19 protein-coding genes, 1 tRNA gene and 3 pseudogenes are annotated in these 25,853 nt (G+C 52.3%); 9 read left to right on the plus strand and 14 right to left on the minus strand.

Translation table 11 applies throughout. The features are described 5' to 3' along the window. Positions 1-100: 100 nt before the first annotated feature. From mmuM to FFS28_RS08030, 3 genes are all read right to left on the minus strand, one after another. Complete coding sequence (gene mmuM / locus FFS28_RS08020; RefSeq protein WP_137849238.1) at positions 101-1,033, minus strand: homocysteine S-methyltransferase; 933 nt, start codon at positions 1,031-1,033, stop codon at positions 101-103. Further along, positions 1,020-2,417 (minus strand): S-methylmethionine permease, encoded by a 1,398-nt coding sequence (mmuP, locus tag FFS28_RS08025; RefSeq protein WP_006176816.1) that lies wholly within the window; start codon positions 2,415-2,417, stop codon positions 1,020-1,022. The genes mmuM and mmuP overlap by 14 nt, the downstream gene beginning before the upstream one ends. Before the next feature lie 237 nt (positions 2,418-2,654). Continuing rightward, the gene (locus FFS28_RS08030; protein ID WP_137849239.1) at positions 2,655-3,563 is read right to left on the minus strand and encodes a LysR substrate-binding domain-containing protein; all 909 of its coding nucleotides are present in this window, start codon (positions 3,561-3,563) and stop codon (positions 2,655-2,657) included. Positions 3,564-3,690: 127 nt separating this feature from the next. Between FFS28_RS08030 and FFS28_RS08035 the strand changes: the two genes are divergently transcribed. The 4 genes from FFS28_RS08035 (at position 3,691) to FFS28_RS08050 (ending at position 9,218) form a co-directional block, all read left to right on the plus strand. Beyond that, positions 3,691-4,878, plus strand: a complete 1,188-nt coding sequence (locus FFS28_RS08035; protein WP_137849240.1) for an MFS transporter — start codon at positions 3,691-3,693, stop codon at positions 4,876-4,878. An 11-nt stretch (positions 4,879-4,889) separates the two neighbouring features. Then, positions 4,890-6,071: an amidohydrolase gene (locus FFS28_RS08040; protein ID WP_137849241.1), complete on the plus strand. Its 1,182-nt coding sequence runs from the start codon at positions 4,890-4,892 to the stop codon at positions 6,069-6,071. Between the two features lie 140 nt (positions 6,072-6,211). Continuing rightward, positions 6,212-7,321 (plus strand): AI-2E family transporter, encoded by a 1,110-nt coding sequence (locus FFS28_RS08045; protein WP_006176809.1) that lies wholly within the window; start codon positions 6,212-6,214, stop codon positions 7,319-7,321. 112 nt (positions 7,322-7,433) lie between these two features. Then, the gene (locus FFS28_RS08050) at positions 7,434-9,218 is read left to right on the plus strand and encodes a sensor domain-containing diguanylate cyclase (RefSeq protein ID WP_137849242.1); all 1,785 of its coding nucleotides are present in this window, start codon (positions 7,434-7,436) and stop codon (positions 9,216-9,218) included. Here the strand turns inward: FFS28_RS08050 and FFS28_RS08055 are convergent. Beyond that, positions 9,215-9,511: a hypothetical protein gene (locus tag FFS28_RS08055; RefSeq protein WP_137849243.1), complete on the minus strand. Its 297-nt coding sequence runs from the start codon at positions 9,509-9,511 to the stop codon at positions 9,215-9,217. The two genes, FFS28_RS08050 and FFS28_RS08055, sit on opposite strands and share 4 nt — an antisense overlap. A 436-nt stretch (positions 9,512-9,947) precedes the next feature. Here FFS28_RS08055 and FFS28_RS08060 point away from each other — a divergent pair, with 436 nt between their 5' ends. Next, the gene (locus tag FFS28_RS08060) at positions 9,948-10,145 is read left to right on the plus strand and encodes an ogr/Delta-like zinc finger family protein (protein ID WP_137849244.1); all 198 of its coding nucleotides are present in this window, start codon (positions 9,948-9,950) and stop codon (positions 10,143-10,145) included. Positions 10,146-10,173: 28 nt separating this feature from the next. Then, positions 10,174-10,737, plus strand: a pseudogene (locus FFS28_RS08065) (phage polarity suppression protein). Positions 10,738-10,747: 10 nt separating this feature from the next. Here FFS28_RS08065 and FFS28_RS21955 read toward each other — a convergent pair. From FFS28_RS21955 to FFS28_RS08085, 4 genes and pseudogenes are all read right to left on the minus strand, one after another. Beyond that, positions 10,748-10,879: pseudogene (locus FFS28_RS21955) on the minus strand (acetyl xylan esterase); the annotation flags it as partial. Between the two features lie 86 nt (positions 10,880-10,965). Further along, positions 10,966-13,692: an SIR2 family protein gene (locus FFS28_RS08075; RefSeq protein ID WP_171007393.1), complete on the minus strand. Its 2,727-nt coding sequence runs from the start codon at positions 13,690-13,692 to the stop codon at positions 10,966-10,968. Beyond that, a pseudogene (locus FFS28_RS08080) lies at positions 13,689-14,739 on the minus strand (tyrosine-type recombinase/integrase). The gene FFS28_RS08075 and the pseudogene FFS28_RS08080 overlap by 4 nt, the downstream one beginning before the upstream one ends. Positions 14,740-14,901: 162 nt before the next feature. Further along, positions 14,902-14,977, minus strand: a tRNA-Thr gene (locus tag FFS28_RS08085). Positions 14,978-15,699: 722 nt separating this feature from the next. Here FFS28_RS08085 and FFS28_RS08090 point away from each other — a divergent pair. Then, positions 15,700-16,659, plus strand: a complete 960-nt coding sequence (locus FFS28_RS08090) for a hypothetical protein (RefSeq protein ID WP_137849246.1) — start codon at positions 15,700-15,702, stop codon at positions 16,657-16,659. Between the two features lie 236 nt (positions 16,660-16,895). On the opposite strand, the gene proA is transcribed toward FFS28_RS08090, so the two are convergent. Both proA and proB read right to left on the minus strand, forming a co-directional pair. Next, the gene (proA, locus tag FFS28_RS08095; RefSeq protein WP_137849247.1) at positions 16,896-18,149 is read right to left on the minus strand and encodes a glutamate-5-semialdehyde dehydrogenase; all 1,254 of its coding nucleotides are present in this window, start codon (positions 18,147-18,149) and stop codon (positions 16,896-16,898) included. An 11-nt stretch (positions 18,150-18,160) separates the two neighbouring features. Then, on the minus strand, positions 18,161-19,264 hold the full coding sequence (gene proB, locus FFS28_RS08100; RefSeq protein ID WP_006176799.1) for a glutamate 5-kinase: 1,104 nt from the start codon (positions 19,262-19,264) through the stop codon (positions 18,161-18,163). A 304-nt stretch (positions 19,265-19,568) separates the two neighbouring features. Here proB and phoE point away from each other — a divergent pair, with 304 nt between their 5' ends. Then, entirely contained in the window at positions 19,569-20,621 is a 1,053-nt protein-coding gene (phoE, locus tag FFS28_RS08105; RefSeq protein WP_006176797.1) for a phosphoporin PhoE, read from the plus strand. An 83-nt stretch (positions 20,622-20,704) separates the two neighbouring features. On the opposite strand, the gene crl is transcribed toward phoE, so the two are convergent. The 3 genes from crl to gpt form a co-directional block, all read right to left on the minus strand. Beyond that, the gene (gene crl, locus FFS28_RS08110) at positions 20,705-21,106 is read right to left on the minus strand and encodes a sigma factor-binding protein Crl (protein ID WP_006176796.1); all 402 of its coding nucleotides are present in this window, start codon (positions 21,104-21,106) and stop codon (positions 20,705-20,707) included. 57 nt (positions 21,107-21,163) lie between these two features. Continuing rightward, positions 21,164-22,408 carry an esterase FrsA gene (gene frsA, locus FFS28_RS08115; RefSeq protein WP_137849248.1) on the minus strand — a complete coding sequence of 415 codons (1,245 nt, stop codon included), beginning with the start codon at positions 22,406-22,408 and terminating at the stop codon, positions 21,164-21,166. Positions 22,409-22,512: 104 nt separating this feature from the next. Next, a complete protein-coding gene (gene gpt, locus FFS28_RS08120; protein ID WP_137849249.1) occupies positions 22,513-22,971 on the minus strand; it encodes a xanthine phosphoribosyltransferase in 459 nt (152 codons plus the stop codon). A gap of 260 nt (positions 22,972-23,231) precedes the next feature. Between gpt and pepD the strand changes: the two genes are divergently transcribed. Continuing rightward, the gene (gene pepD / locus FFS28_RS08125; RefSeq protein ID WP_042320762.1) at positions 23,232-24,689 is read left to right on the plus strand and encodes a cytosol nonspecific dipeptidase; all 1,458 of its coding nucleotides are present in this window, start codon (positions 23,232-23,234) and stop codon (positions 24,687-24,689) included. A gap of 55 nt (positions 24,690-24,744) precedes the next feature. Here pepD and dinB read toward each other — a convergent pair whose 3' ends face one another. After that, entirely contained in the window at positions 24,745-25,803 is a 1,059-nt protein-coding gene (gene dinB / locus FFS28_RS08130) for a DNA polymerase IV (RefSeq protein ID WP_006176793.1), read from the minus strand. Between the last annotated feature and the right edge of the window lie 50 nt (positions 25,804-25,853).

Consider the following 25,853-nt stretch of genomic DNA (forward strand, 5'->3'; position numbering starts at 1 on the left):
CTAATGACGATTCGTTTTTAGATAAAAAGCGGGAAAGGATAGTTGGTTTTGTGCGGTTGTTTTGTGCCGGGTGGCGGCTACGCCTTACCCGGCAAAGCACTCAGCGCTGCGCGTTCAGCTCAGCAATGTCTTTCGGCGTGGTGCGGCAGCAGCCGCCAATCAGCTTCGCGCCAGCTTCCAGCCACTGCGGCAAATACCCCGCCAGCGTCTCGCAGGCTTCACCGTGGTGATGCCAGGTTTTCGTCACCGCATCATAATGCTCCCCCGAGTTCGGGTAGACCACCAGCGGCAGCGCCGTCAGGCTGTTCAGGTGCTTCAGGGCCGCCGTGGTGTTTTCCAGGGCGATACAGTTAATCCCCAGCGCCACAATCTGCGGGTAATGACTCAGTGCAGAGACCACTTCGCGTAGCGCCGTGCCGTCGCTCAGATGCTCGCTGTCACGCAGCGTAAACGAGAACCACGCCCGGGCGCGGGGATACTCTGCCAACAGTGATGCCAGCGCTTTAACCTCAGCAAAGGATGGCAGCGTTTCGCAGGCCAGCAAATCGGCACCCGCATCCAGCAAGGCTTCCACGCGCGGACGGTGGAACCGGGTAAATTCCTCAGCGCTACGCACGTAGTCACCGCGATACTCAGAACCATCCGCGAGATATGCGCCGTACGGCCCCACGGACCCCGCCACCAGCAGCGTGCCCGCGTTTGCATTTTCGGCGAGATACGCTTCCCGCGCCTTACGCGCCAGCTCCACGCTTTTGCCGATCAGCGCCCGCGATTGCGCCTCGTCCAGCCCGCGCGCGGCAAAGCCCGCTGGCGTGGCCTGGTAGCTGGCGGTGATCGCCACCTGGGCACCGGCACGGTAGTAATCCAGATGCACCTCACGGATAAGCTCCGGGTTTTCCACCAGGACTTTGGCAGACCAGAGGCTGTCAGCCAGGTTACAACCGCGCGCTTCCAGCTCCGTTGCCATCGCGCCATCGAGCACCACGTAAGGCTGCGTTTCAAGGAGGGCGGTGAGCGGATTATTCTGCGACATGTTCAGGCTCCTGCGTCGTCGTTTTTTGGGTCAGATAGTACGCACCATAACACAGGGCGACGAACGGCAGCCCGCAGTAAAGGGCAATTCTCTGGCTCGCGTCAAACGCCAGGCCGATACAGGCCACCACGCACAGAATAAAGCCCAGCACCGGCACCAGCGGATACCACGGCGCGCGGTACTGCAACGCCGAGAGCGGCTGGCCGGACTGCAGGTGACGACGACGAAAGACGAAGTGCGAGGCGCAGATGCTGATCCACACCGCCACCACCGCAAACCCGGAAATCGCCGAGAGTGCGACAAACACCGTGTCCGGGGCCACCACGCTTGAAAAGAGCGCCAGCACGCCGCCGAGCATCGACACGGAGAGCGCCGTCAGCGGCACGCCGTTTTTATTAACGCGGGCAAAGCAGCGCGGCAGGGTTTTCTCGTTGGACAGCGACCACAGCATGCGCCCGGATGCATACAGCCCCGAGTTGGCCGCCGAGAGGATCGCCGTCAGGATCACAAAGTTAAAGATATCCGCAGCATACGGGATACCGACTTTTTCAAACACCAGCACAAACGGGCTTTTTTCCACGCCGGCCTGCTGCATTGGGATCAGCGCTGCCAGTACAAATACGGTGCCGATAAAGAAAATGATCAGCCGGGCGATGGTGGTACGGATCGCCACCGGAATGACCCGGTGCGGATCCTCGGTCTCCCCTGCCGCAATGCCGATCAGCTCCGTTCCTGAGAAGGCGAAATTCACCGCCACCATGGTCATCAGGATCGGCAGACCACCGTGCGGGAACCAGCCTTCAGCGGTGATGTTGCTCAGGCCCGGCGCGGGTGAGCCGTCCTGCATCGGAATAAACCCGAAGATGGCTGCGCCGCCGAGGATAATAAAGGCGATGATGGTGATGACTTTAACCAGTGAGAACCAGAACTCCCCTTCGGCAAAGAAGCGCGTCGAAATAACGTTGAGGCCGAAAATCACCGCGCAGAACACCACGCACCACGCCCAGACGGGAACCTGCGGGAACCAGTACTGCATGCAGAATCCGGCGGCGGTAAAGCTCGATCCGAGCGCCACCGTCCAGGTGAGCCAGTAGAGCCACGCCACGGTATACCCCGTCGCCGGGCCAAGATAGCGGGCGGCATAGACGTGAAACGCGCCGGTTTCCGGCATCGCCACCGAGAGTTCGCCGAGGCACTGCATCACCAGCCAGACCACCAGCGCGCCGATCAGGTACGCCAGCAGCGTGCCCGCTGCCCCGGTTGTAGAAATGATGTAGCCCGTATTGAAAAATAACCCTGTACCAATCACGCCACCCAGCGAGAGCATAATCAGGTGGCGCGTTTTCATGGTGCGCTTAAGCTGTCCGTTTTGTTCTGTTTGCATATTACCTTCTAAACGTATGGACATCTAAACATCCAAAGAAGGTGTGTTATACCGCGATTGTTAACAAAAAGCTAGACGACACGCCGCAACCGGGCGCGTCGGGCGCTGAGTCGGGGATGGGTGGTGAGGATCACGTAAAGGATGGGACGCCAGGCCATAAGCACCTCCGCAGGCAGTTACTGACAGTATGGCGCGGCTGGCTGGCAGCTGCGGTCAGACGAAAGTGCGAGAGCGTCTTTACCAGCTAAACCCCCTGCACGCCTCGCGCAAGCGGATCAAAAACTGTCGGGCGTTGGTGGTCATCGCCGATTTCTGCGACCACACCGCGCAATACTGCGCCGACGGCAGCTGGGTGATCGGCAGCGCCACCAGCTTATCTTCAAGCTGCAGCGGCTGACACATCGCCCGGGCCACGACCGTCAGATAGTCTGCGTTGATGACCATATTTAACCCGGTGATGACGGAATCCGTGCGCAGCGGGGTAACATCGACCTGACGATAAAAATAGCTAAGTTCATTTTGTAGCTGCTGATAGTAGCCCATGGTCGACTCCGGCAGCAGCCATTTGGCCTGACGTAGCGCCATCAACTCGCGAGCCTCCGCCAGCGGATGACCCTTGCGCGCGACGATGCAAAACGGTGAGGTAAACAGCGGCTCGATCATTACGCCTTCCGGCGGTGCCATCGGATCGACTGAGCCAATAGCGATATCAATTTCACCGCTGCGCACGCCGGGCAGCAGCGAGGACAGCTGCCCCTCTTTGGCCGTCAGTAACACCTGGGGCAGCGTCTCCTTAAAAGCATCGGCCACGCCCGGAAACACCGTCAGAGCAATGAGTGACGAGAATCCCACGGTCAGCCGCCCGTGTGTGAAATGGTTAATCTGTTCCACCTCATCGGCCGCGCGGCGCAACTCTTCCAGCACCCACTCCGCACGCCGGGAAAACGCCATTCCCGCCTCGGTAAGCGTGATGCCCTCTTTGCTGCGCAATAAAAGTTGTGTGCCTAAAGTTTGCTCAAGCTCACGCAATGTTCGGCTCAATCCGGGCTGAGAGACGCCCAGCCCCCGCGCCGCCGAACGAATACTGCCACTGCGCGCGACCTGACGAAAGGCCAGAAGATGGCCGAGTTTTGGCAGATAGTTCATCCCTCACCCTATAACAAAAAAGCATCACCTATAGAAAAATTATATCTTCCCGCCCCTCCGGTAAACCCCTAGATTCAGGATGCACACAACACCTTTCATCGCACTCTGACGCCAGGCGGAAAAAAATATGAAAAGCCAGTCACAGATGATTTTTTTGCTCTTTATCGGGTATGTCGTGGTCTATATCGATAAAACCGTGATGGGCTTTGCGCTGCTGCCCATCGAAAAAGAGTTTGGATTGAGCACCGCGCAGTTGGGGTATATCACCGGGATCTTCTTCCTGGCCTACTCCCTGTTTCAGATACCGGCGGGCTGGCTGAACGATAAAATCGGCTACAAAACCATGCTGATCCTCTCCCTGTGCGCGCTGGGGATCTTCGCCCTCTGCTTTGGCGCGCTGGGCATGAGCTTTGGCCTGCTGCTGGTGTTTCGCTTTCTCTCCGGCGTGGGGCATTCGGGCTATCCCTGCTCCTGCGCCAAAGCGGTGGTCAGTAACTTCGCGCTGGAAAAGCGTACCTTTGCCCAATCCGTTCTGCTCTCTTCCGCCGGACTGGCGATGACCGTAGGGCCGATTGTCGCCGTCTGGGCGCTGGAACACCTCGGCTGGCACGCGTCGTTTGTCTCGCTGGGGATCGTTGCCTGCGCGATTGCAGTGCTGATCGCCGTGCGCGTGCCGTACCAGAAACCCGCCGCCCGCCAGTACGCGCAGGGCCAGAGCGGCGCATTGTGGCGCAACCCAACGGTCGTGCTGCTGTTTATCTCCGTTTTCTGCGTCAATATTCCCAGCTACGGCCTGCTGGCGTGGCTGCCAAAATTTTTCGTCCAGAGCATGGGCATGCCGCTGGAGATTTCCGGTTATATCGTGGCGGCCGGTGGCGCGGGGATTTGGCTATCCTCATTAGGGACCGGCTGGCTGGTCGGGAAATATTTTCATAACCGCGAGCCGCAGGTGATCCTGACCTGCGCGCTGGTGAGTGCCGCCGCCATTTTTGGCATCTTCCACACGTCCACGGCGCTGACCGCCAGCGCCCTGCTGTTCGTCGGGGAGATCTTCCTGATGGCGACCTTTGTCACCGCCTTTACCCTGCCGATGAAGCGCCTGCCGGAAAACATCATGGGCTCGGCCATCGGACTGATTAACACCGGCGGGACCCTGGGCGGCTTCGTTTCGCCTGTTGTCATTGGTTATCTGGTTGGGCAAAGCCACAGCTATGAGAGCGCATTTATTTTCCTGTCACTGGCAATGGTGTGCGCAGGCGTGGCGATTGCGCCACTGATAAAAAAACCTGCTGCACCGTTGCCGGTCACTGACTGAAGGAGAGTGTCATGAAAAGTACCCTTGAAAACCTTATCCGCGACGTACACGACGATGTGATCCGCTGGCGCAGGCATATTCACGCCAACCCGGACCTGTCGTTTCAGGAGAAGCCGACCGCTGATTTTATCGCGCGGGAACTGGCAGCCCTGCCCGAGCTGGTACTGAGCCGCCCGGTAGAGAACAGCGTCATCGCGATATTACAGGGCGAGAAGCCCGGCCCGATGTGGGCGCTGCGTGCGGACATTGACGCCCTACCGCTACAGGAAGAGAGCGGTGAAACGTTCAGCTCCACCAAAGCCGGGGTAATGCACGCCTGCGGACACGATGCCCACACCGCGATGCTGATGGGTGCCGCCAAAGTGCTCTGCCGCCTGCGCCATCAACTGCATGGCAGCATTAAGTTTATCTTTCAGCCGGCAGAGGAGGTGCCGCCGGGCGGCGCGCGTGAACTGGTGGAAAAAGGGGTGGTTGACGACGTCGAGAAGATCTTCGGTCTGCACGTTTTCCCCACCAGCCCGACCGGCAAAATCACCCTGAAAGAGGGAGTGTACGTCGCCTCCAGCGACAACTTCGACATCACCCTTTACGGCCAGGGCGGTCACGGCTCTATGCCGCAGTTCTGTATCGATCCGGTCGTGATTGGCGCGGAAGTGGTTACCGCCCTGCAAAACGTGGTGGCGCGGAATCTCGACCCGATTAACGCCCCAGTGCTGACCATCGCCACCTTCCAGGCAGGCGACAGCTATAACGTCATTCCGGACAGCGCACGTCTGGCAGGCACGGTACGCACGCATAATCAGCAGGTACGTGAGCAGGTGCCGCAGCTGATGCAGCGGATTGTCGAGGGAGTTGTCAGCGCCCACGGTGCGCGCTGTGAGATCCGCTGGCAGCAGGGTTATGCCGTCGGGAACAACCATGCCGATACCAACGCCATCGCCAAAGCCGCCATCGCCGAACACTTTGCTGAAGGAACGCTACAGTTGGCCGATCGCGCGCTGTTCGGCAGCGAAGACTTCTCCTCCTATCAGGAGAAAATCCCCGGCACTTTCCTGTTCATTGGCTGCGGTAACGAGGAAAAAGGCGCGGTATGGAACGTCCATAACCCGCACTTCCGCATCGACGAAGCCGCGCTGGCCGTGGGCGTGAAGACGCATATTGCGTTAGTGAGCGCGCTGTTTGAGGAGATGTGAGGCTCTCTTTACACTGAGGGAGCGATAACGCATGCGGCCTGCCGGTGACACGCAACTGGCAGGCCGCCGCCGCACAATTATTGGTAAATCCTTAAATCAGTTCTATAGTCGACACAGTTTCTTCGTTACCAGGACTTACTATGCGCTTTAATGGACTGACCAAAGGTTTCTTCATTCTCATTCTCGCCCTCGTTACCTGGGCTTTTTTCGATGTGCTCTCGCCCTACTTCTCCGCGATACTGTGGGCCGCGATCCTGACCATCATCTTCAACCCGGTAAAAAACAAGCTGCGCACTGCGCTTGGTGAACGCAACGGGCTGGCGTCGTTCCTGACCCTGTGCATTATCTGCCTGATCGTCTTTATTCCGTTAACGGTGATCCTCTCCTCGCTCGCCATTGAGCTGAACGTGGTTTACACCAAGCTGCAGCAAAACAATACCCAGTTCCCGGAGGTGGTTGCCGGGGTCTTTAACCGTCTGCCGGACTGGGCAAGCGGATTCCTGGCGGATCACGACCTGACCAACGCCGCCGAGATCCAGAAAAAACTCTCGGACGCGGCGCTTAAAGGCGGGCAATACCTCGCAGGCAGCGCGTTCCTGATCGGTAAGGGAACGTTCGGGTTCGCCATCAGCTTCGGCATCATGCTCTATCTGCTGTTCTTCCTGCTGAAAGATGGGCCGTATCTGGTGCGCCAGATCCTCGACTCTCTGCCGCTGTCTGATTTTGCCAAACAGCACCTGTTTGCCAAGTTCGTTGGGGTCTCCCGCGCGACGGTAAAAGGGACGGCCGTTGTGGCCGTGGTTCAGGGTACGCTCGGCGGGATCGCGTTTGCGATTGTGGGCATCGACGGCAGTATCCTTTGGGGCGCGCTGATGGCGTTCCTGTCACTGGTGCCCGCCGTCGGCTCGGCGATTGTCTGGGTTCCGGCGGCAATTTACCTGTTCGCCACCCATCAAATCTGGCAAGGGCTGTTCATCGTCGGTTTCTTTGTCATCATTGTCGGCCTGGTGGACAACATCCTGCGCCCGCTGCTGGTGGGCAAAGACACCAAAATGCCGGACTACCTGATCCTGATCTCCACGCTGGGCGGCATGGAGCTTTACGGCATTAACGGCTTCGTCATTGGCCCGTTGATTGCCGCGCTGTTTATCGCCTGCTGGAACCTGTTCTCCGGTCGCGACCATGAAGGCAACGCCGAAGAGCTGGATGCCGAGTTTATCGAAGAAGGGCGAAACCCGCCGGATTTATAACCCTATCGTTAAAACGAGGCGGCCCCGTGCCGCCTTTTTTTTCGCCATAAATCAAACGTTTTCTATAATTTGAAAGAACGCCATCCCACTCTTGTCGCAGAAGGATTAACAGGTGCGAATCGCCACAATCACAAACTGGGCCTACGGCGCCACGGTGTGTCTGACCCTCGCCTCCGGCGTCGTCATGCTGATGGCGTCCCATGCCGACAGCGTTGAGCGCGAGGCCGTTAAGCAGCGGCAGCAGTTCGATCAGCTGACCGAAAATGTGGAGACCGATGCCTGGATGCTCTCCGACCTGGCGCGCCTGTTCGTCATCAAAAAAGAGCCGGCCATCCTCAACGAGTATCGGATGAAAGAAGGTAGCCTGAAGGGTATTGAGCATCGGCTCGAAGCGTTAAAAGACACGGGAGCCTCGGTCGAAGAGCTGGCGCTGCTGCAGGAAGGGCTGAAAATCATCGACGAGCTGCAGGATGAACAGCAGGTGGCGCTCGCCAGCATGGCGCAAGGTAACGAGCAGCAGGCCGTTGCGCTGCTGTATGGCAATACCTATGAGCAGGAGCTGGAGCGCGCGCAGAGCCAGATTGACCATTTTCGCCAGCTTCTGGATAAACGCATCATTGCCGACGTGCAGGCGGCCACAAAAACATCGAAAACGCTGCGTACCGCCTCCGAGGTGATGGTTGGGCTGACTGCCCTGCTCTTTTTGTTCGTGATGGGCTTTATTCTCAAACGCCGCGTCCTGCACCCGGTCGTGCGGCTGAGCGACGTGGTACACCGCCTGGCGTCGCAGGACTATGCGGTCGAGACGCCGAACTTCACCCAAATCGATGAGATTGGCGATATGGCGCAGGCTATCCGTATTTTCCGGGAAAATGGCCTGGCGCGGCAGCGGCTGGAGAAAGAGCGCGACGCCGACTGGGCGATCCGCGAGCTGCTGGCGCGCATGACCCAACGATTTCAAGGCTGCGAGAGCTTTGCGGACGTGATTAACGTGGCGGAGCTGTTCGCCCCCAATATTGCGCCCGGGGTGTCGGGACGCTTGTATATCGTTGATCGCGCGTCGTGGGAGATGCGCTGCGCGGCCGAATGGCTGTCGCCTGAAGGAGAGAAAAAACCGTTCCACCCGGATGCGTGCTGGGCCATTCGGCGCGGGCAGAGCCATCCACCGGTAAACGGCGAGCCAGATGTCGCCTGCTCGCATCTGCCAGCCTCGCAAATGCATCAGTCGTTGTGCGTGCCGCTTATTGCGCAGGGCGAAGCCATCGGCCTGCTCTCTTTCCAGAACATCACCCCGGACACTGCGCCCTCCCGCGCGTATCTGGAACTGATGGCGGAGGCGCTCGGGCTGGCGCTGGCCAACCAGCGGTTGCGCGATGCTCTGCTGGAAAAAGCGTTGTTTGATCCCCTCACCGGATTACGCAATCGCCATCATCTGGAAGATACCTTACGCACGCAGATGACCCAGGCCATGCGCAATAAGGAGCCGATAAGCTGCCTGATGATCGATATCGATCACTTCAAAAGCATTAACGATCGCTTTGGTCATGAAGCCGGTGACCAGGTGATCAAAAGCGTGGCAACCATTATTCAGCGCGCGGTACACGATACCGGCCTGGCCTTCCGCTACGGCGGTGAAGAGTTCCTGGCGCTTCTCACCGGTGCGGACGAAGAGGCAGCGCATGCCTGCGCAACGAAGATTTACGACGGCGTGCAGGCCCTCTCCCCCCATTACGGGCTGACAGAAATTGGTCCGGTTGATGTCTCTATCGGGATCGCCAGCTATCCGCAGCACGCCCAGAGCGATAACCTGCTGCGCGCCGCGGATGTCGCCCTGTACCGGGCAAAAGAACTGGGCCGCTCGCGGATTGTGAGCTTCGGAATGCTGGAGGCGGGCTAACCATTATTTTGCGCGCGCCACTCCTTGACCATCTCGTCGGTGACTTCGTTTTTATAGCAAATGGGGGCATAGCCGCCCGCTTTGCTCCAGGCACTGCGTCTTCCACAGGCACTGCCGTTTCTCGCACGGTTAAAAGGACAGGCGCAAACGCTCGGATACGAGGCGATCGATTCGGCAATAACGTTCTCTTTTACCTGCTCATCGGATACTGAATGGCCTTTTGCCGTGGCGTTCCCCGCCAGAAAAAGGCCGCACGCAGCCAAAAGCACCATCCATGATGATTTACCGTTCATTTTAATGACTCGTTTTAACAGAAGGGAGAGGTCCAGAATAAGTATTGAAAACGCGGAATGTACTGATATAGAACAAGGTTATTATGGGAGGGGCATGGGAAGTTGGCGGGGTATTCGTGGTGTGAAAACTATCAGTTGGTATTATTCACTTGGAATATGGTTTTGGGGTTATTTGGGGATGGAGAGGGAAATATACTCGCGTGTTAATCCATTTATGTCTCTTTTAAAATAAGGATAAATAGTCAGTCAACTTTTTTAACTGGAGATTTACGTCATAAGTTTTTCGTTGAGTGTGCCAGAGAGTAGGGGCCGGTGTTATCCGTTATCAGAATGCCTCAGCCGCAAATTACCAGTGTAGATACGCAACCGTTACACCGTTCGGCGAAAATAATTATGCTCTCCATAATACCCGCGGCTCCAAGTCGGAGGTATAAGTATGTTTCACTGCCCGTTCGGCAAAACCAGCGCGCATTCCCGCACCAGTCGGTATCTGTCCGATAACGTCAAACAGCGCTATCACCAGTGCATGAACATCGAATGCTCGGCCACGTTCCGCACGCTTGAATCCATCGACGAGGTTATTCATTCACCCCTATCCGCACAGACGCCCACCCTTAACCATGCCGGTGCGTAATCACGGCCAGTCATCAAGAGAAACATACGTGACTACACTGACGCTACAGGAAGCCTTTGAGGCCTGTCAGGCAAACAAATCCGCCTGACTACAACGCGGGAATGAACTGACGCAGGCCGAACAGGCATACCACGAACAGCTTGCCGGTAGCGGTCACAGCGGCCGGAACCTGCAAACACTGCTCGAGATTATTGACGTAAAAAAATGGGAAATTAATCAGGCTGCCGGTCGCTACATCCGCTCGCATGAGGAGGTGCAGCGCATCAGTATCCGCGACCGATTAAATGATTTTATGCAGGCGCACGGCGCGGAGCTGGCCGCCGCCCTTGCCCCTAAGCTGATGAATTATTCCGGGCAACATCCCGCCGTTCAGCGCTGTGCCATGCAGCACTCAATCAACTATCTGAGCGAGGCGCTACAGCTCTGGCTGGCCGCCGGTGAAAAAATAAATTATTCGGCGCAGGATAATGACATTTTAAAGGCCATCGGATTCAGGCCTGACGCGGCTTCGCGCGATGATAATCGTGAAAAATTGACGCCCGCACAGAACCTGAATTACACCCGCCGTCGTGCAGAACTTGCCGCACAGTAGACCGCTCCAAAATTCTGCCATTTTTCTTGAAAAAAAAAGCCATGCATGCATAAGGTGCATGGTTTTGCATGCGTTTTGCCGACACTGAATCCCCCGCCAGCGCCAGCACTGGCGCGCCCTGAGACCGATCATGCATCTGCATTAAAAGCGCTCTCACGAGCGGGCAGGCGGGGAGAGCATTGCGAGCTAGCACTAACAAAGAATTTAATTTTCTCTTTTTAATGGTTGTTATGAGATCTCAAATTTCTTTGTAATACTCTCTATTTTACTAAGAGCAGGTAAATAATCTTCCATGCCTTTTTTCTCGACCAAGAATCTCAAAACATCCTCATATGCAAGAGCTTCCGTTGAATATTTAAACTTACTAAATTGTCCCATTGCATTTTCAGCATCTTTAGAAAGTGATGAATCAGTCGGTGTGATCCCAGATGCCATTAAAAACAACCCAAGCCGTAATTTTTTATTAGGATTCAGTTTTGATAATGGAATTGATTTAACATATTCAACAAGTATGTTTTTTACTGGGGTATTAGCAATCAAATGTAACTCATATATAATAGTTTCTACAGAACGAGCTTTATCATCATCTTTCATGTTTGATAATTGCATCACTAATGCTTTTGCCATATCATTATCTTTATAAGTTATTTTTAATTCTTTAGCAACCAAGAAAATATTTTGAACGCCTTTTGTTATAAACGCTATTCTTTCAGAGCCATTTATTCTCCCCTCAGCTAATTTATTAACTATCAAGACAACTGCTTTCTCTACGAAATCCTTATTATAATCTAATAGAAGTCTATTAAATCCTAAAGTAATGAAATCGTCTATAGCCTCAATTAGCTGGATAGAGTTAGCATTGTGGCTTAGCAGTTTAATCACCATGTCGTAAACAATGCTTTTATGGTTTTCAATCTCTTTCGAATTAGAAATCAAAAACAACAACTTAACAATATAATCATCACTTTTACTGTAAAATTTATTGTCAGTAATATATGACTCTGTTAAATTCATAAATACACGGTCTACTAACCATCGAGCATCTTCATCACATACATCTAATGACAAATAGGTCTTACTTCTGATATTTTTAAAGTATTCACGGAGTTTTTTTATTTCAATGTACTTTATGCAAGAAAATAACTCTTCCTTTTTCAAAGTTATACTATCTTCTTTCTTTTGCTTAGTGATAATTATCTGAATGAATTTATTAATGGCATATCGAAACTCTTTATATACATCAATCAAGAATCCATTCTTCATTACAAAATTTACTAAATTCATATGCAAAAATTCCGGTTTAAATTCCTCCAAATCCCAAGAGAACAAGCTATTGCTATTTTTCCTGTCCTTAGCTTTTACCAGAAGTGAATCAATAGTATAATTAAAATTGAAGAGATAGTTGAAATTAACTAACTCTAAAACCATCGATACTGAACGCCTTATTTTTCTAGGAAACCCTTCAAAAATCTCAAGAATATTATTAGACTCTATTTCATTATATTTGTCATTCGTAGAAAAACCAAACTTCAACTGATGCAGGATAACATTTTGATTAAACAGAGTGAGCAAAAGTGATGCATAATTTTTAAGTTTTAGATCATAAGATATAAGATCTTCTGATGCCATATATGCTAATTCATTATGTCCATTTTGATAAAAAACATATGGATCAATGCGGTCATACGTGAGGTTAATTGATGACCTGCCTTTTCTAGTATAATCAAATTCCTTTTCATAATTAAAATCAAAATGGATATCATTCAATACACTATCATTGCTCTCACTAAAAACTACAGCATTTTCTTTCTTTTCATCTATAATTATACCACTTATATCAGCCTTTTTTAATATATTAAAAATAGGTTCTAACTTATTAGTAATGGATTTATTTTCTTTTTCGTCATTGTTTTTTACAACCATTACAAATTGTGAGTAAATACTTCTCAAGCTTTCATTAAAATCAATCGTTACTTCTTTATTATAAAAATACAAAAATGCGCGAGGTTTACCATCCGTGTTGGTATAAATCAAACCACAATTAGTCAAACTTTTAATCACCTGCTCTGCAAGTATTCCGTCAAGAGTATTTAGAGGCAACAATCTATTATGAACTTGTTTGATTATATTGTTAGGCGAAACATTGGAGATATTTTTATTTTTAATCAAAAGCAAAAAATTATATAACTGGCTAGTATAGTAGTTATTGAAGTGATCTATCGTAGATTTATCATCTAGTACAATGGTTGTGATTCCATGACTTAGCAAATATTTAGATTGCGCAGGATCTGCTTTGAAAACCACTAAGAACATTGGCGGCCTAATATTTGAATGATTCTGAGTCCATTTAATAATTTGCTTAATATCAAAATCATTATAAGAGTACCCAAGAAACAAAACGGTGTGTGTTGATAAAATGCTCTTAATATAATTTGAAACTAATGGGAAGTTGAACTCATAGTTTATATAGTCATCTTCTTTGAACACAATGTTGTGATTAGAGAAGTCTCCGTGCATTTTAATTAATTTTTTATCTAAACTAGATTTCATTAAATCTTTATCGCTTGCGACCAAACCATAAATATAGGCATTATCACGAGTAACACTTTCAAGTATACAATCCCAATTTGTGGTTATGACGACATGAGGGTTAACTTCAAAAATCAGCTTATGTATTTTTGAAGGAGGTATATCCGAAGGGAAAAATGATTTTATTTTTTTATAATATAAGTGCTCCCCGAACTCTAAAAAATATAACTGCGCAACTTTTAAGTAGTCAACTTCGTAATCAATATTTAACTCTGTTTTTAATTCTTCGATTAGATCGCTCCAGCTAGGTAACTTAATTGTTTCATTTTCAGACGATTTAGAAACGCCAGCACCAACAAATATTGCAAGTGAATCTTCATCAACAGCATTTAAGATAGTATCAATGTGTTTATTATTTATACTCATTTTACATTCCATAAATAATCGGAGTACCATTGCAACATATTTGCACGCCTCTTAATATATAAAGCGTGGTTGTATGTTCCACGTTTACTATTCTTATCAATGTGCGCAAGTTGGGTTTCAATCCATATTGAATCAAAACCATTTTCATGTACCAACGTGGACATCATATGTCTAAATCCATGTCCTGTTAGCTTTCCATCATATCCTAAGCGATTGATAGTTTGGTTAATGCTTGCTTCACTCATAAGTTTGTTCGGATAGTTCCGTCCCGGAAAAACATAACGATAGTTCTCTGAAATAATCTTGATTTCACTGAGTAAATCTAACGCTTGAGTCGACAAAGGTACAAGGTGTGCCTTACGCATTTCCATTCTTTCAGCAGGAATTTCCCAAATAGCGTTATCTAGATCAAATTCCAAACATAATGCAGCACGTAGTTCGATGGTTCTGACACCCGTACTCATGAGTAATTCGTAGCAATCTGAACAAGCCGACTTCCTGTGTAACGGTCTAAGACACGCAGAAAATCGGGTATCTCATCTGCTTTTAGGAACGGGAAATGATTGGATTGATGTACTACGAGAGCGCTGGAGATATCAGCCGCAGGGCTGTACTCTGCCCTTCCTGTAGGTAGCAATTGCGTAGCGGAATACTTCGGAGCAACGCTGCCGCTTCCATGATGTCTTATGCATAGCCTGCCGACCATTTTGCGGACTTCATCTGATGCCATTCTGGAGCTATCTTTTCTAACGCGCTCTCGGATTCCGTTTGCAAAGCAATTTTCAGCTCTTTTCGAACCTCACTCGGGTTCTTTCCTTCAGCGACTAGTTTTCGGGCATCGTCACGACTTGAGTGAGCATCGGCAAGTGTTATCATCGGATAAACGCCAACCGTAATCATTTTGGGTTTACCGCTAAAACGCTAACGGAACCGCCAGCTCTTGCTTCCATTGGGTTCTATAAGCAATGACAGCCCTTGCCCATCTCCAATTGTAGAGGCTCTATCTCCAGGCTTAGCGCGGCGAATCTGCATATCGTTTAAGGGCATGTGTATAGAAATCCAAGACCGAACAGGAATATATACACAATCCTATAGACATTTCGTATCGGATTCTACTGGATGGTTACGGAAAGCTACGGACTAAAAGGCAATAAAATTTTTATAAATCAAAGTATTTATAGACGAGTACGGACGTGTAGTGAAATTGAATGGTGCCGATAATAGGAGTCGAACCTACGACCTTCGCATTACGAATGCGCTGCTCTACCAACTGAGCTATATCGGCCCTGAGAGGCCGGTTACGAGCGTAACCACGGGGCAAGAGAGTAGATCTAACCGGGGGATGCGTCAATGCCCTTTTGAATCGAACGTCTATTTTTGCATCACACGGGTTTTCGTTACGCACAAAAAGTACATTTGCCTTCGGCTTCACCTACCCGGTGGCACATCTGTGCGTCAGGATCAGGAACAACTTCACCAGACCACAGCCAACATAAGTATGTTTTGGGACGCGTACGTAAAAAGGGATCAATTGCTGGTTACCCTTTTGCAGATGCCTCTTATCTACAAGGTGAATATCCAGCCGAGGGTGAGAGAGAATAAATAATATTAATCCCTATGTTGCGTTTTCTTAGATCCAAATATCAATAATAGCTGGGGTCGCGGATTATGCAAATGCGTTGTTTCTGATTTTATTGGTGTTTCTATTTTATTGCTGAGTATATCTTTTCGCTCAGGATGATTGATTACAAATATTTACAATTCTATGTGATATTTTTTATGCGCATTTATAGCTAACTGGCAAATTACGACTAGTATCATATAGACAGTAGGAATTATATCTTTTACTGGATATGGACGTTTACTCCACGGTTTTATATTTATCAGGTTTGGCCATTATTATCACGCTATGTTAATTCATGGTGCAAAGGCGTTTGTTTTCGCTCAATTAATTCCCCCTCTCAGCGCGAAGCGTCAGGATTAGCGTTAATTTAAAGGACAACAGATATGACTCAAATTTACGACCAACCCACAACCCTCCGTCGGGATCCCGAGACATATTCATCCCTGCCCGCCGCCAGCAACAGCGCGGTATCATGGGGGGCCATATTTGCAGGTGCAGCCGCTGCGGCCTCGCTTTCCATGATTCTACTTATGCTGGGCGCAGGATTAGGCCTGACGTCTATTTCTCCCTGGGAAAATGATGGTCTGGATGCCTCTACGGTAGGTATCGCTGCCATCGTGTGGCTTGCCTTCACCCAAATAGCAGCATCGGGAATGGGTGGCTATCTTGCCGGGCGTTTACGCACTAAATGGGTGGCGACTCACTCAAACGAAGTTTATTTCCGCGATACAGCACATGGCTTTTTGACGTGGGCCGTGGCTTCACTTATCTCGGCAATATTATTAACGACCACCGCTGGCTCTATTATCGGCGGGAGTGCCAAAGCAATTGGTGCGGTAGCAGGTGGCGCAGCCACGGCCACGATGGGTGGCGTTGCAAATGCGACCTCTGGCTCGGATCCTTCTACGCAATATTTTATCCAGTCTTTATTCAGAACAATGAATACTGACACCGCGAATACGTCGGCAGTATCGACAAATACCCAGACACCTGGACCGGCACCGCAACAAGAAGTGTCCCCTTCGGAGTTAGGTGAAGTCACCGGTATTTTTGCCCACAGTATTACGACAGGTTCTCTGCCAAAAGAAGACCAGCAATATGTTGCCCAGCTGATTTCTCAGAAAACGGGTATTAGCCAGAGTGAAGCTGAACAGCGAGTAACTGCTACTTACGAAAAAGCGCAGAACGCGCTGAAAGAGGCCAAAACCAAGGCCCAGCAGGCCGCTGACGAAGCGCGGAAAACCACCAGCTACATTACTCTCTGGACATTCATCTCACTGCTGATTGGTGCTTTCGTCGCCAGCCTGTGTGCGACCTTCGGTGGTCGTCAGCGTGACTTATAATTATTGATAATTTGGGAGGTTCACATGCGTTCGATATTGCTGTTCTTTTTAGGCGTTCCTATTCCAATCATTATTCTGATTGCCTTGTTCATGCACTGATACCCGGCTTTTGACGGGATAAAAAAGAGTGAAGGATCGTTTGCAGGCGTAGCCGCGACGAGAAGGAAAGGAGATGGCGCGGGTGATGCATTAAGGCCTTTGGAATCCATTGGCTACTTGCATCACCCGCCCGTTATTTACGCACGGATGGTATCATCGCCGAAGCCAATCCACTTATACGTGGTCAGTGCTTCCAGCCCCATCGGACCGCGCGCATGCAGTTTCTGAGTGCTCACGGCCACTTCCGCGCCCAGACCAAACTGGCCGCCGTCGGTGAAACGCGTAGAGGCGTTCACATACACGGCTGAAGAATCCACTTCGTTCACAAAGCGATTCGCGTTGCGCAGCGTGCGGGTCAGGATCGCATCCGAGTGTTGCGTCCCGTGTTCACGGATGTGCGCAATGGCGTCGTCGAGATCGGCGACCACCTTCACGTTCAGATCCAGCGACAGAAACTCATCATCGTACTGCTCTGCTTTCACGGGAACCACGTTCGCCGGGCCGTCCCTCAGCAGCGCCAGCGCACTGGCATCGGCGTGCAGCGTCACACCGCTTTGCGCCATCTGCTGGCTCAGCGCAGGCAGGAAGGTGCGTGCAATGCTCTGGTGCACCAGCAGCGTCTCTACGGTATTGCAGGTGCTCGGACGCTGAGTTTTAGCATTAACGATAATTTTCAGCGCAGGGTCAATTTCTGCGGTGTCATCCACCAGAATATGACACACGCCGATACCGCCGGTGATCACCGGGATGGTTGACTGCTCGCGGCACAGCTTGTGCAGCCCTGCGCCACCACGCGGGATCAGCATGTCGATGTATTTATCCATGCGCAGCATCTCGTTCACCAGCGCGCGGTCCGGGCTTTCAATGGCCTGCACGGCCCCCGCCGGTAAGCCGCACTCCTCCAGCGCCTGCTGGATGACCTTCACCGTTGCCGCGTTGGTGCGCCAGGTCTCTTTCCCGCCGCGCAGAATGGCGGCGTTACCGGTTTTAAGACACAAAGAAGCCACGTCAACGGTGACGTTCGGACGGGCTTCGTAAATCACGCCGATAACGCCGAGCGGCACGCGGCGGCGTTCAAGACGCAAACCGCTGTCGAGCAGCCCGCCGTCAATCACCTGCCCGACCGGATCGGCCAGATTACAGACCTGACGAACATCGTCGGCAATGCTTTTCAGGCGCGCAGGATTGAGCGCCAGGCGGTCGAGCATCGCCTCGCTCAGGCCATTGCGACGCGCTTCCAGCAAATCCTGTTCGTTAGCGAGCAGGATCTCGGATGCCTGGGATTCCAGATAATCAGCGATTTTTTCCAGCACGCGGTTTTTCTCACGGCTGGAAAGGAGCGCCAGTTTATAAGAGGCGGCCTTCGCGGCGGCACCCATTTGTTCCAACATGTTCTGGCTCCTTAACGAATGATCATGTCATCGCGATGCACGGCTACCGGGCCATATTCATAGCCCAGAATAGCGTCGATCTGCTGCGAATGGTGGCCCGCAATACGGCGCAATGCGTCGCTGTTGTAGCGGCTTACGCCGTGGGCGATGTCGCGACCCTCGAGGTTACGGATGCGGATCACTTCACCACGCGAGAAGTTGCCTGTCACGCTTTTAATTCCTTTTGGAAGTAATGAACTCCCCCTTTCCAGAATAGCGGCAGTGGCCCCTTCATCAACGGTCAGCTCACCTGCTGGCGGCGCGCCGAAAATCCAGCGTTTACGGTTTTCCAGCGGTGACGCCTGCGCATGGAAGCGCGTCCCAACGGAGATCCCTTCCATGACGTCGCCAATAACGCCCGGGCGGCTGCCCGCAGCGATGATAGTGTCGATACCCGCGCGACAGGCAACGTCAGCCGCCTGAAGTTTGGTGCCCATTCCGCCGGTTCCGAGGCCGGAAACGCTATCACCGGCGATGGCGCGTAAAGCATCGTCGATGCCGTGAACGTCTTTAATCAGCTCCGCTTCCGGGTTGGAACGCGGATCGGCAGTAAACAGGCCCTGCTGGTCAGTCAGAAGCAGGAGCTTATCGGCACCCGCCAGGATTGCGGCCAGCGCGGAAAGGTTATCGTTATCGCCCACTTTGATTTCAGCCGTCGCCACGGCGTCGTTTTCGTTAATAACCGGAACAATATTGTTGTCCAGCAGCGCGCGCAGCGTGTCGCGCGCGTTCAGAAAGCGTTCTCTGTCTTCCATGTCGGCACGCGTCAGCAGCATCTGCCCGACGTGAATACCGTAGATGGAGAACAGCTGTTCCCAGAGTTGAATGAGTCGGCTTTGTCCCACGGCGGCCAGCAGCTGTTTAGAGGCGATCGTCGCGGGGAGTTCGGGGTAGCCCAGGTGTTCACGCCCGGCGGCAATCGCCCCGGAAGTCACAATAACAATACGATGCCCTGCGGCATGCAGCTGAGCGCACTGACGTACAAGCTCAACAATGTGGGCGCGATTAAGGCGGCGCGATCCGCCTGTTAAAACACTGGTACCGAGTTTTACCACCAGCGTCTGGCTGTCACTCATGATTATCTGCCGTTCAACAATAAGGGGAAATGGAGTCAAACGAACGTTTTAACAGGACTCAGGGCCGTTGCCAACCGCCTTAGCATAAAGCAGAACACTTTGTTGCGCGGGATCAGGAAGCCTAACGGCAGATTTTGACGCTTATATGACAGAAAAAATAAAACTGACTTTTTTAAACATATTCTTACTTTGTCATAAAACGTTCATTCGAGAACGATAAAACCCTTCCTGTTTTTTCACGGGACTTAAGCAAGCGCTTATCGTCCAGCGAATTTTAGCGCGTATATAACACTCAGGATTGAAAATGAACAAGAGTACTCTGGCATTAGTGGTAATGGGCGTTGTTGCTTCCGCATCGGTTCACGCAGCAGAAGTTTATAATAAGAACGGAAATAAACTGGATGTGTACGGCAAAGTAAAAGCAATGCATTACCTCAGCGATGATGATGCAAAAGACGGCGACCAGACCTACGTCCGTTTCGGTTTTAAAGGCGAAACGCAGATTAACGACCAGCTGACCGGCTATGGCCGCTGGGAAGCAGAATTTGCTGGCAACAAAGCAGAAAGCGATTCTTCTCAGAAAACCCGTCTTGCTTTCGCGGGGATTAAAATTAAAGACTTCGGTTCTTTCGACTACGGTCGTAACCTGGGCGCGCTGTACGACGTCGCAGCCCTGACCGATATGTTCCCGGAGTTCGGCGGTGACGGCCTGGCGCAGACTGATAACTTCATGACTAAACGCTCCAGCGGCCTGGCAACATACCGTAATACCGACTTTTTCGGTCTGGTCGATGGTCTTGATATGACCCTGCAGTACCAGGGTAAAAACGAAAACCGCGACGTGAAAAAACAGAACGGCGACGGCTTCGGCACCTCTCTGGGCTATGACTTCGGCGGCAGCGATTTCTCCATCATCGGCGCTTACGCTAGCTCTGATCGTACCAACGAGCAAAACCTGCAGGCGCGCGGCGAAGGTAAAAAAGCGGAAGGCTGGGCAACAGGCCTGAAGTACGACGGTAACGATATTTACCTGGCGACCATCTATTCTGAAACGCGTAATATGGCCCCGATTTCAGGCGGCTTTGCCAATAAAGCGCAAAACTTCGAAGCCGTGGCGCAATACCAGTTTGATTTTGGTCTGCGTCCATCCATTGGTTATGTTCAGTCTAAAGGCAAAGATATCGAAGGGATCGGTGACGAAGATATCGTAAAATATATCGACGTGGGCGCGACCTATTATTTCAACAAAAATATGTCCGCCTTCGTTGATTATAAAATCAACCAGATTGACGACGATAATAAACTGGGCGTGAGCAGCGATGATATCGTTGCCCTGGGGATGACGTACCAGTTCTGATTTTGCAGTAATAAAAAACCGGCGTAATGCCGGTTTTTTTTGTCCGGTGGCGGCTTCGCCTTATCCGGATGACCAACCTGACCTTATGCCGTCAGCTTAACCGCTTCGCTTGAGAAATCATCGGCGGGTTCCAGCTTCAGGTCCAGCGTTGCCAGCAGCGCCGTTGCTTTGGCAAGGTACTCTTTCAGCGTGTGCTCCAGACGATCGATCACTTCCTGATCTTTGATAGGCGCAGGCTGCCAGTTCCCTTCTTTATTAAACAGACCAAACTGGTAGCTGTAGGTGAAACGTTTTTCCTCTGCTTCCATTTCCATCCACCAGCCCCAGAATTCACGGCTTTCAGGTGCAGGCTTCACGTTGACGCATACGGCCAGGCAGTCGAAAAAAAAGCGATTCTCTTCACACTGCTCTTCTCGAATGTACGGGCCAAGAGCCATGAACTTCTTAATCAGTCTACTTTTCGGGTGTCCACTCGGTAACGTCATTACGATCTCCTTTTGTGAAGCCACTGTTTTACCAAACCGTCAAAATTTAGCAATCTATTAACACACTCTCTGAGCGATCCAGCGCGTGATCTCTTTCAACGCTTTGTCAAAATTCTGATACACCGGGCTGAATGGCACCTCAAGCAGTTTGCCATCGGAAGATGACGAGGTGATTAAACGCGACTCTTCCTCCGGGCTGAACGGATCGTTTTTCCAGAATCCGGAAAGCATCGGCGTAGGACACCGCCGCCCCAGTAAGCCCTGCGTTTTAAGGGAGTAACGATTAAGCTCCACGCGCAACGCTTCGTCTGATGCATCATGCATGCCAAGACGGCTCGCCAGCACGTCCAGATACATTTCAGGCACGCTGCCCTGCCGCACGGGATCGCTGAGCAGAGCATGAACGACCGGGCCAAGACAGGCGACCGCTTTCAGGCGGGAGGATTCAAGGTAGGCCAGACGCACCGCGACGTTGGCCCCGAAGCGGAAACCAAAGGCTGCCACGCGGGTATGATCAACCCATGGAATATTTTCCAGCGCTTTCAGCGCATGCTGGTGCAGCAGGCTCGAGTCCTGCGTCAGTTTCCACTTGGTTGAGAAGCCAATTGAGGGCATATCCAGCGTCAGCATGGCGATCCCTTTTGGTGCAAAGTAGCGCTCAAACAGGCTGAAGTAATCAATCTGAAGCGAATCGAGGCCGCCGCACATCAGCACCGTCGGGAATGGTCCCTCGCCTTCCGGCATATGCAGGAAGCCGGTTACGGACGCTCCGCCGGGGATGGTAAATTCAAGCTCGCGCATGCGGCACGACAGCCGCTGAGCCGCTTCTTCGTAGGCGCGATTGGCTAGTGCCTGAGCCTGCTCGGCCAGCTCATCCCCCTTAAGATGGGGATAGGCGGCAATGCTGTAGAGGTTTGAGGCGTGCAGCCAATGCTGGCCGCTGAGCGTGGTATCCTCTTCCTGGCTGGCTTTTTGCTGCCAGAGCATCGCCTGTTTAGACCACTCATAGATCCAGTTGCCGCCGCGATAGCCAACGACCGTATCGTACAGTTCGCTGTCGGTGCGTTCGGCCTCGCTCATCACGATGCGCGCCTGCACTTCGAGGATTTCACGGGGATCGATACCGCGCCAAATCCACATCAGGCGGTTGATCATGCGATACCAGTGGGGGACATTTTTGCCGTCTAACGCAGACTGCACTGAAGGCATGGTGCCAGGGTTAAACCGGCGCACCAGCGTCGACGTCTCAGGATGTTTGAAACGGGGTTTGAAAAGAGTCTCAGTGAGATTCGCCTGCGTCATTGCGTTGCCTCCATGGATACGTCATTAAGAGACCATTGTAACGCGGCAGAGGCTAAAAAGAACAACGCCCGGCATGGCCGGGCGTGTAAAGTTACGTACTGGAATTAGCGGCCTGAAATAGGCGGTACAAAGACCACACCCATATCCCATGGCTGTTCAATCCAGGTATCCTGCGGGATATCAATCACGTAGTCATTCACCAGCGGGCGACCAGCCGGCTTCGCGAAGATGGTCACGAAGTGAGCTTTCGGATACATTTCGCGGATAGCTACCGCGGTACCACCGGTATCCACCAGGTCATCAATAACGATGAAGCCTTCACCGTCGCCTTCTGCGCGTTTCAGCACTTTCAGCTCGCGCTGGTTGTCGTGGTCATAGCTGGAGATGCAAACGGTATCGACATGACGAATACCCAGCTCACGTGCCAGCAGCGCCCCCGGTACCAGACCGCCACGGCTGACGGCAATAATGCCTTTCCACTGTTCGGAAGGCATCAGACGCGCAGCCAGCTTGCGTGCGTGAATCTGCAACATGTCCCAGGTGACGACGTATTTTTCGCTCATGTGAAGTGTCCCAGCCTGTTTATCTACGGCTTAAAAAGTGTTCAAGGGGGAAATAGGTTGCGCGAGATTATAGAGATCTGACGCACTAAAAACCAGTGTTTAGCGCCCTGAGCCTGAGTTTTTACATGCTTAATGCTACCAGCAACCAGAGAAAGTGGTATTCTCAGTTTCATCTCGCAAGCCCGACTTGTGGTAACTATTAACCTGCTAACCCTGTGTCCTGCATCATTGTTTGCAGCGCACCGACAAGGAGACTTATCGTGTCTGAACTGTCTCAATTATCGCCACAGCCGCTGTGGGATATTTTTGCCAAAATCTGCTCCATTCCGCACCCGTCCTATCATGAAGAACAATTAGCCGAACACATTATGGGCTGGGCGAAGGAAAAAGGCCTGCACGCCGAGCGTGACCAGGTGGGCAACATCCTGATCCGTAAACCTGCAACCGCAGGGATGGAAAACCGTAAACCGGTTGTGCTGCAGGCGCACCTGGATATGGTTCCACAGAAAAACAACGACACCGTTCACGACTTCACCAAAGATCCTATTCAGCCGTACATCGATGGCGACTGGGTGAAAGCGCGCGGCACCACTCTTGGCGCGGACAACGGTATTGGCATGGCCTCTGCGCTGGCCGTGCTGGCAGACGACAGCGTTGAACACGGCCCGCTGGAAGTGCTGCTGACCATGACCGAAGAAGCGGGCATGGACGGTGCGTTTGGCTTACAGGCGAACTGGCTGCAGGCTGACATTCTGATCAACACCGACTCAGAAGAAGAAGGTGAGATCTACATGGGCTGTGCGGGCGGGATTGATTTCATCTCTACCCTGCCGCTCTCCCGCGAAGCCGTTCCTGCGGGCTTCGAGACCTTCAAGCTGACGCTGAAGGGGCTCAAAGGCGGCCACTCCGGCGGCGATATTCATTTAGGTCTCGGCAACGCCAACAAACTGCTGGCGCGCTTCCTGGCAGGCCATGCGGCTGACCTGGATCTGCGTCTGGTGGATTTCAACGGCGGTACGCTGCGTAACGCTATCCCGCGTGAAGCCTTCGCCACCGTGGCCGTGCCTGCGGCAAAAGCAGACGAGCTGAAAAAGCTCGCCAGCGTTTATCTGGATATCCTGAAAAACGAACTGTCTGAGAAAGAGAAAAACCTGAACGTGGTGCTGGAATCTGTCTCTACAGATAAAGCCGCGCTGACCGCACAGTCACGCGACAGCTTCGTTCAACTGCTGAACGCCACGCCAAACGGCGTGATCCGCAACTCCGACGTCGCGAAAGGCGTGGTAGAAACCTCTCTGAACGTGGGCGTGGTCACCATGAGCGACGAGAGCGCAGAGATCATCTGCCTGATCCGCTCACTGATCGACAGCGGTAAAGAATATGTGGTGAGCATGCTGGAATCTCTGGGTAAACTGGCGGGCGCGAACACCTCCGCGAAAGGCAGCTACCCGGGCTGGCAGCCGGACGCTACCTCTCCGGTGATGGCGCTGGTACGTGAAACCTATCAGCGTCTGTTCAACAGCACGCCGAATATCCAGGTGATCCACGCGGGTCTGGAGTGCGGTCTGTTCAAAAAACCGTACCCGAACATGGACATGGTTTCCATTGGGCCAACCATCACCGGGCCACACTCCCCGGATGAGCAGGTTCATATCGAAAGCGTGGGCCACTACTGGACGCTGCTGACGGAACTGCTGAAGGCGATCCCTGCGAAGTAATTAGCCGTTTGATGCCCGGTGGCGCTTCGCTTGCCGGGCCTACGATTGATACACGCTACAACCCTAATACCAACTGCCGCTCCAGCTGCGGATCCAGCAGCGTAACGTGCACCCCCACCAGCCGAACCCCTCGCCCTGCCCGCCGCTCTTCCCACGCTTTTTTCGCCGTAGCGATAAGATCGTCTTTATTCAGCCGGGGCCAGACGTGTTCCTGGGTGGTCTGCTGGAAATCGTTGAACTTGAGCTTGATGCCCTGACGGGCAATCAGCAGGTCCGGTTTCACCTTCGCCAGACGTCGTTCCAGCTCGGGATAGAGCTGATCGGTAATAATGGCTTCGCAATCTGACCAGTCGTGAATATCTTCTATCAGCGTGCGCTCGACCCCGACGGATTTACGCAGCCGCTCACTGTTCACGTCGCGATCGTCAATCCCCTGGCTGCGCTCCCACAGCACGCGGCCAAATTTGCCAAAACGCTTGAGCAGCATCGCCAGATCGCTGCGCTGCACGTCTTCACAGGTCCGTAATCCCATGCTTTCAAGCTTGGCGGCGGAGACTTTCCCCACGCCGGGAATTTTACCGAGCGGCAGGGTTTTCAAAAACGCGGGGACCTCTTCAGGGGTGATGACGTACTGACCGTTAGGCTTATTGAGATCGGACGCGATTTTCGCCAGGAACTTCACCGGCGCGATGCCTGCCGATGCGGTCAGGTTTAGCTCGTCTGAGATGGTCTGGCGGATCTCCTGCGCCATCAGCGTGGCTGAGCCGTGGCAATGCAGGCTGTCAGTGACATCAAGATAGGCTTCGTCCAGCGAAAGCGGCTCAATCAGCGAGGTATAGCGGGAGAAAATTTCCCGTATGTGGGCGGAGGCTTCTTTATAGGCGTCGAAACGCCCCGGTAAAAGGGTGAGATGAGGGCACAGCTTCAGCGCCATTGCCGTAGGCATTGCGCTGCGTACGCCAAATTTGCGCGCAGGATAGTTGGCGGTACTGATGACGCCACGCTGGACGCGGCTTCCGCCTATCGCGATAGGGATATCCCGTAGCGCCGGATTATCACGCATCTCTACCGCAGCGAAAAAGCAGTCCATATCGACATGGATTATTTTGCGCATAGTAAACCCTCACTCATCACTGGATAAGTATACAGTAAACATAAGCAAAT

It is taken from the genome of Enterobacter sp. 2VL (assembly GCF_005503595.1).
In the GTDB taxonomy this organism is placed as follows: Bacteria; Pseudomonadota; Gammaproteobacteria; order Enterobacterales; family Enterobacteriaceae; genus Enterobacter; species Enterobacter cancerogenus.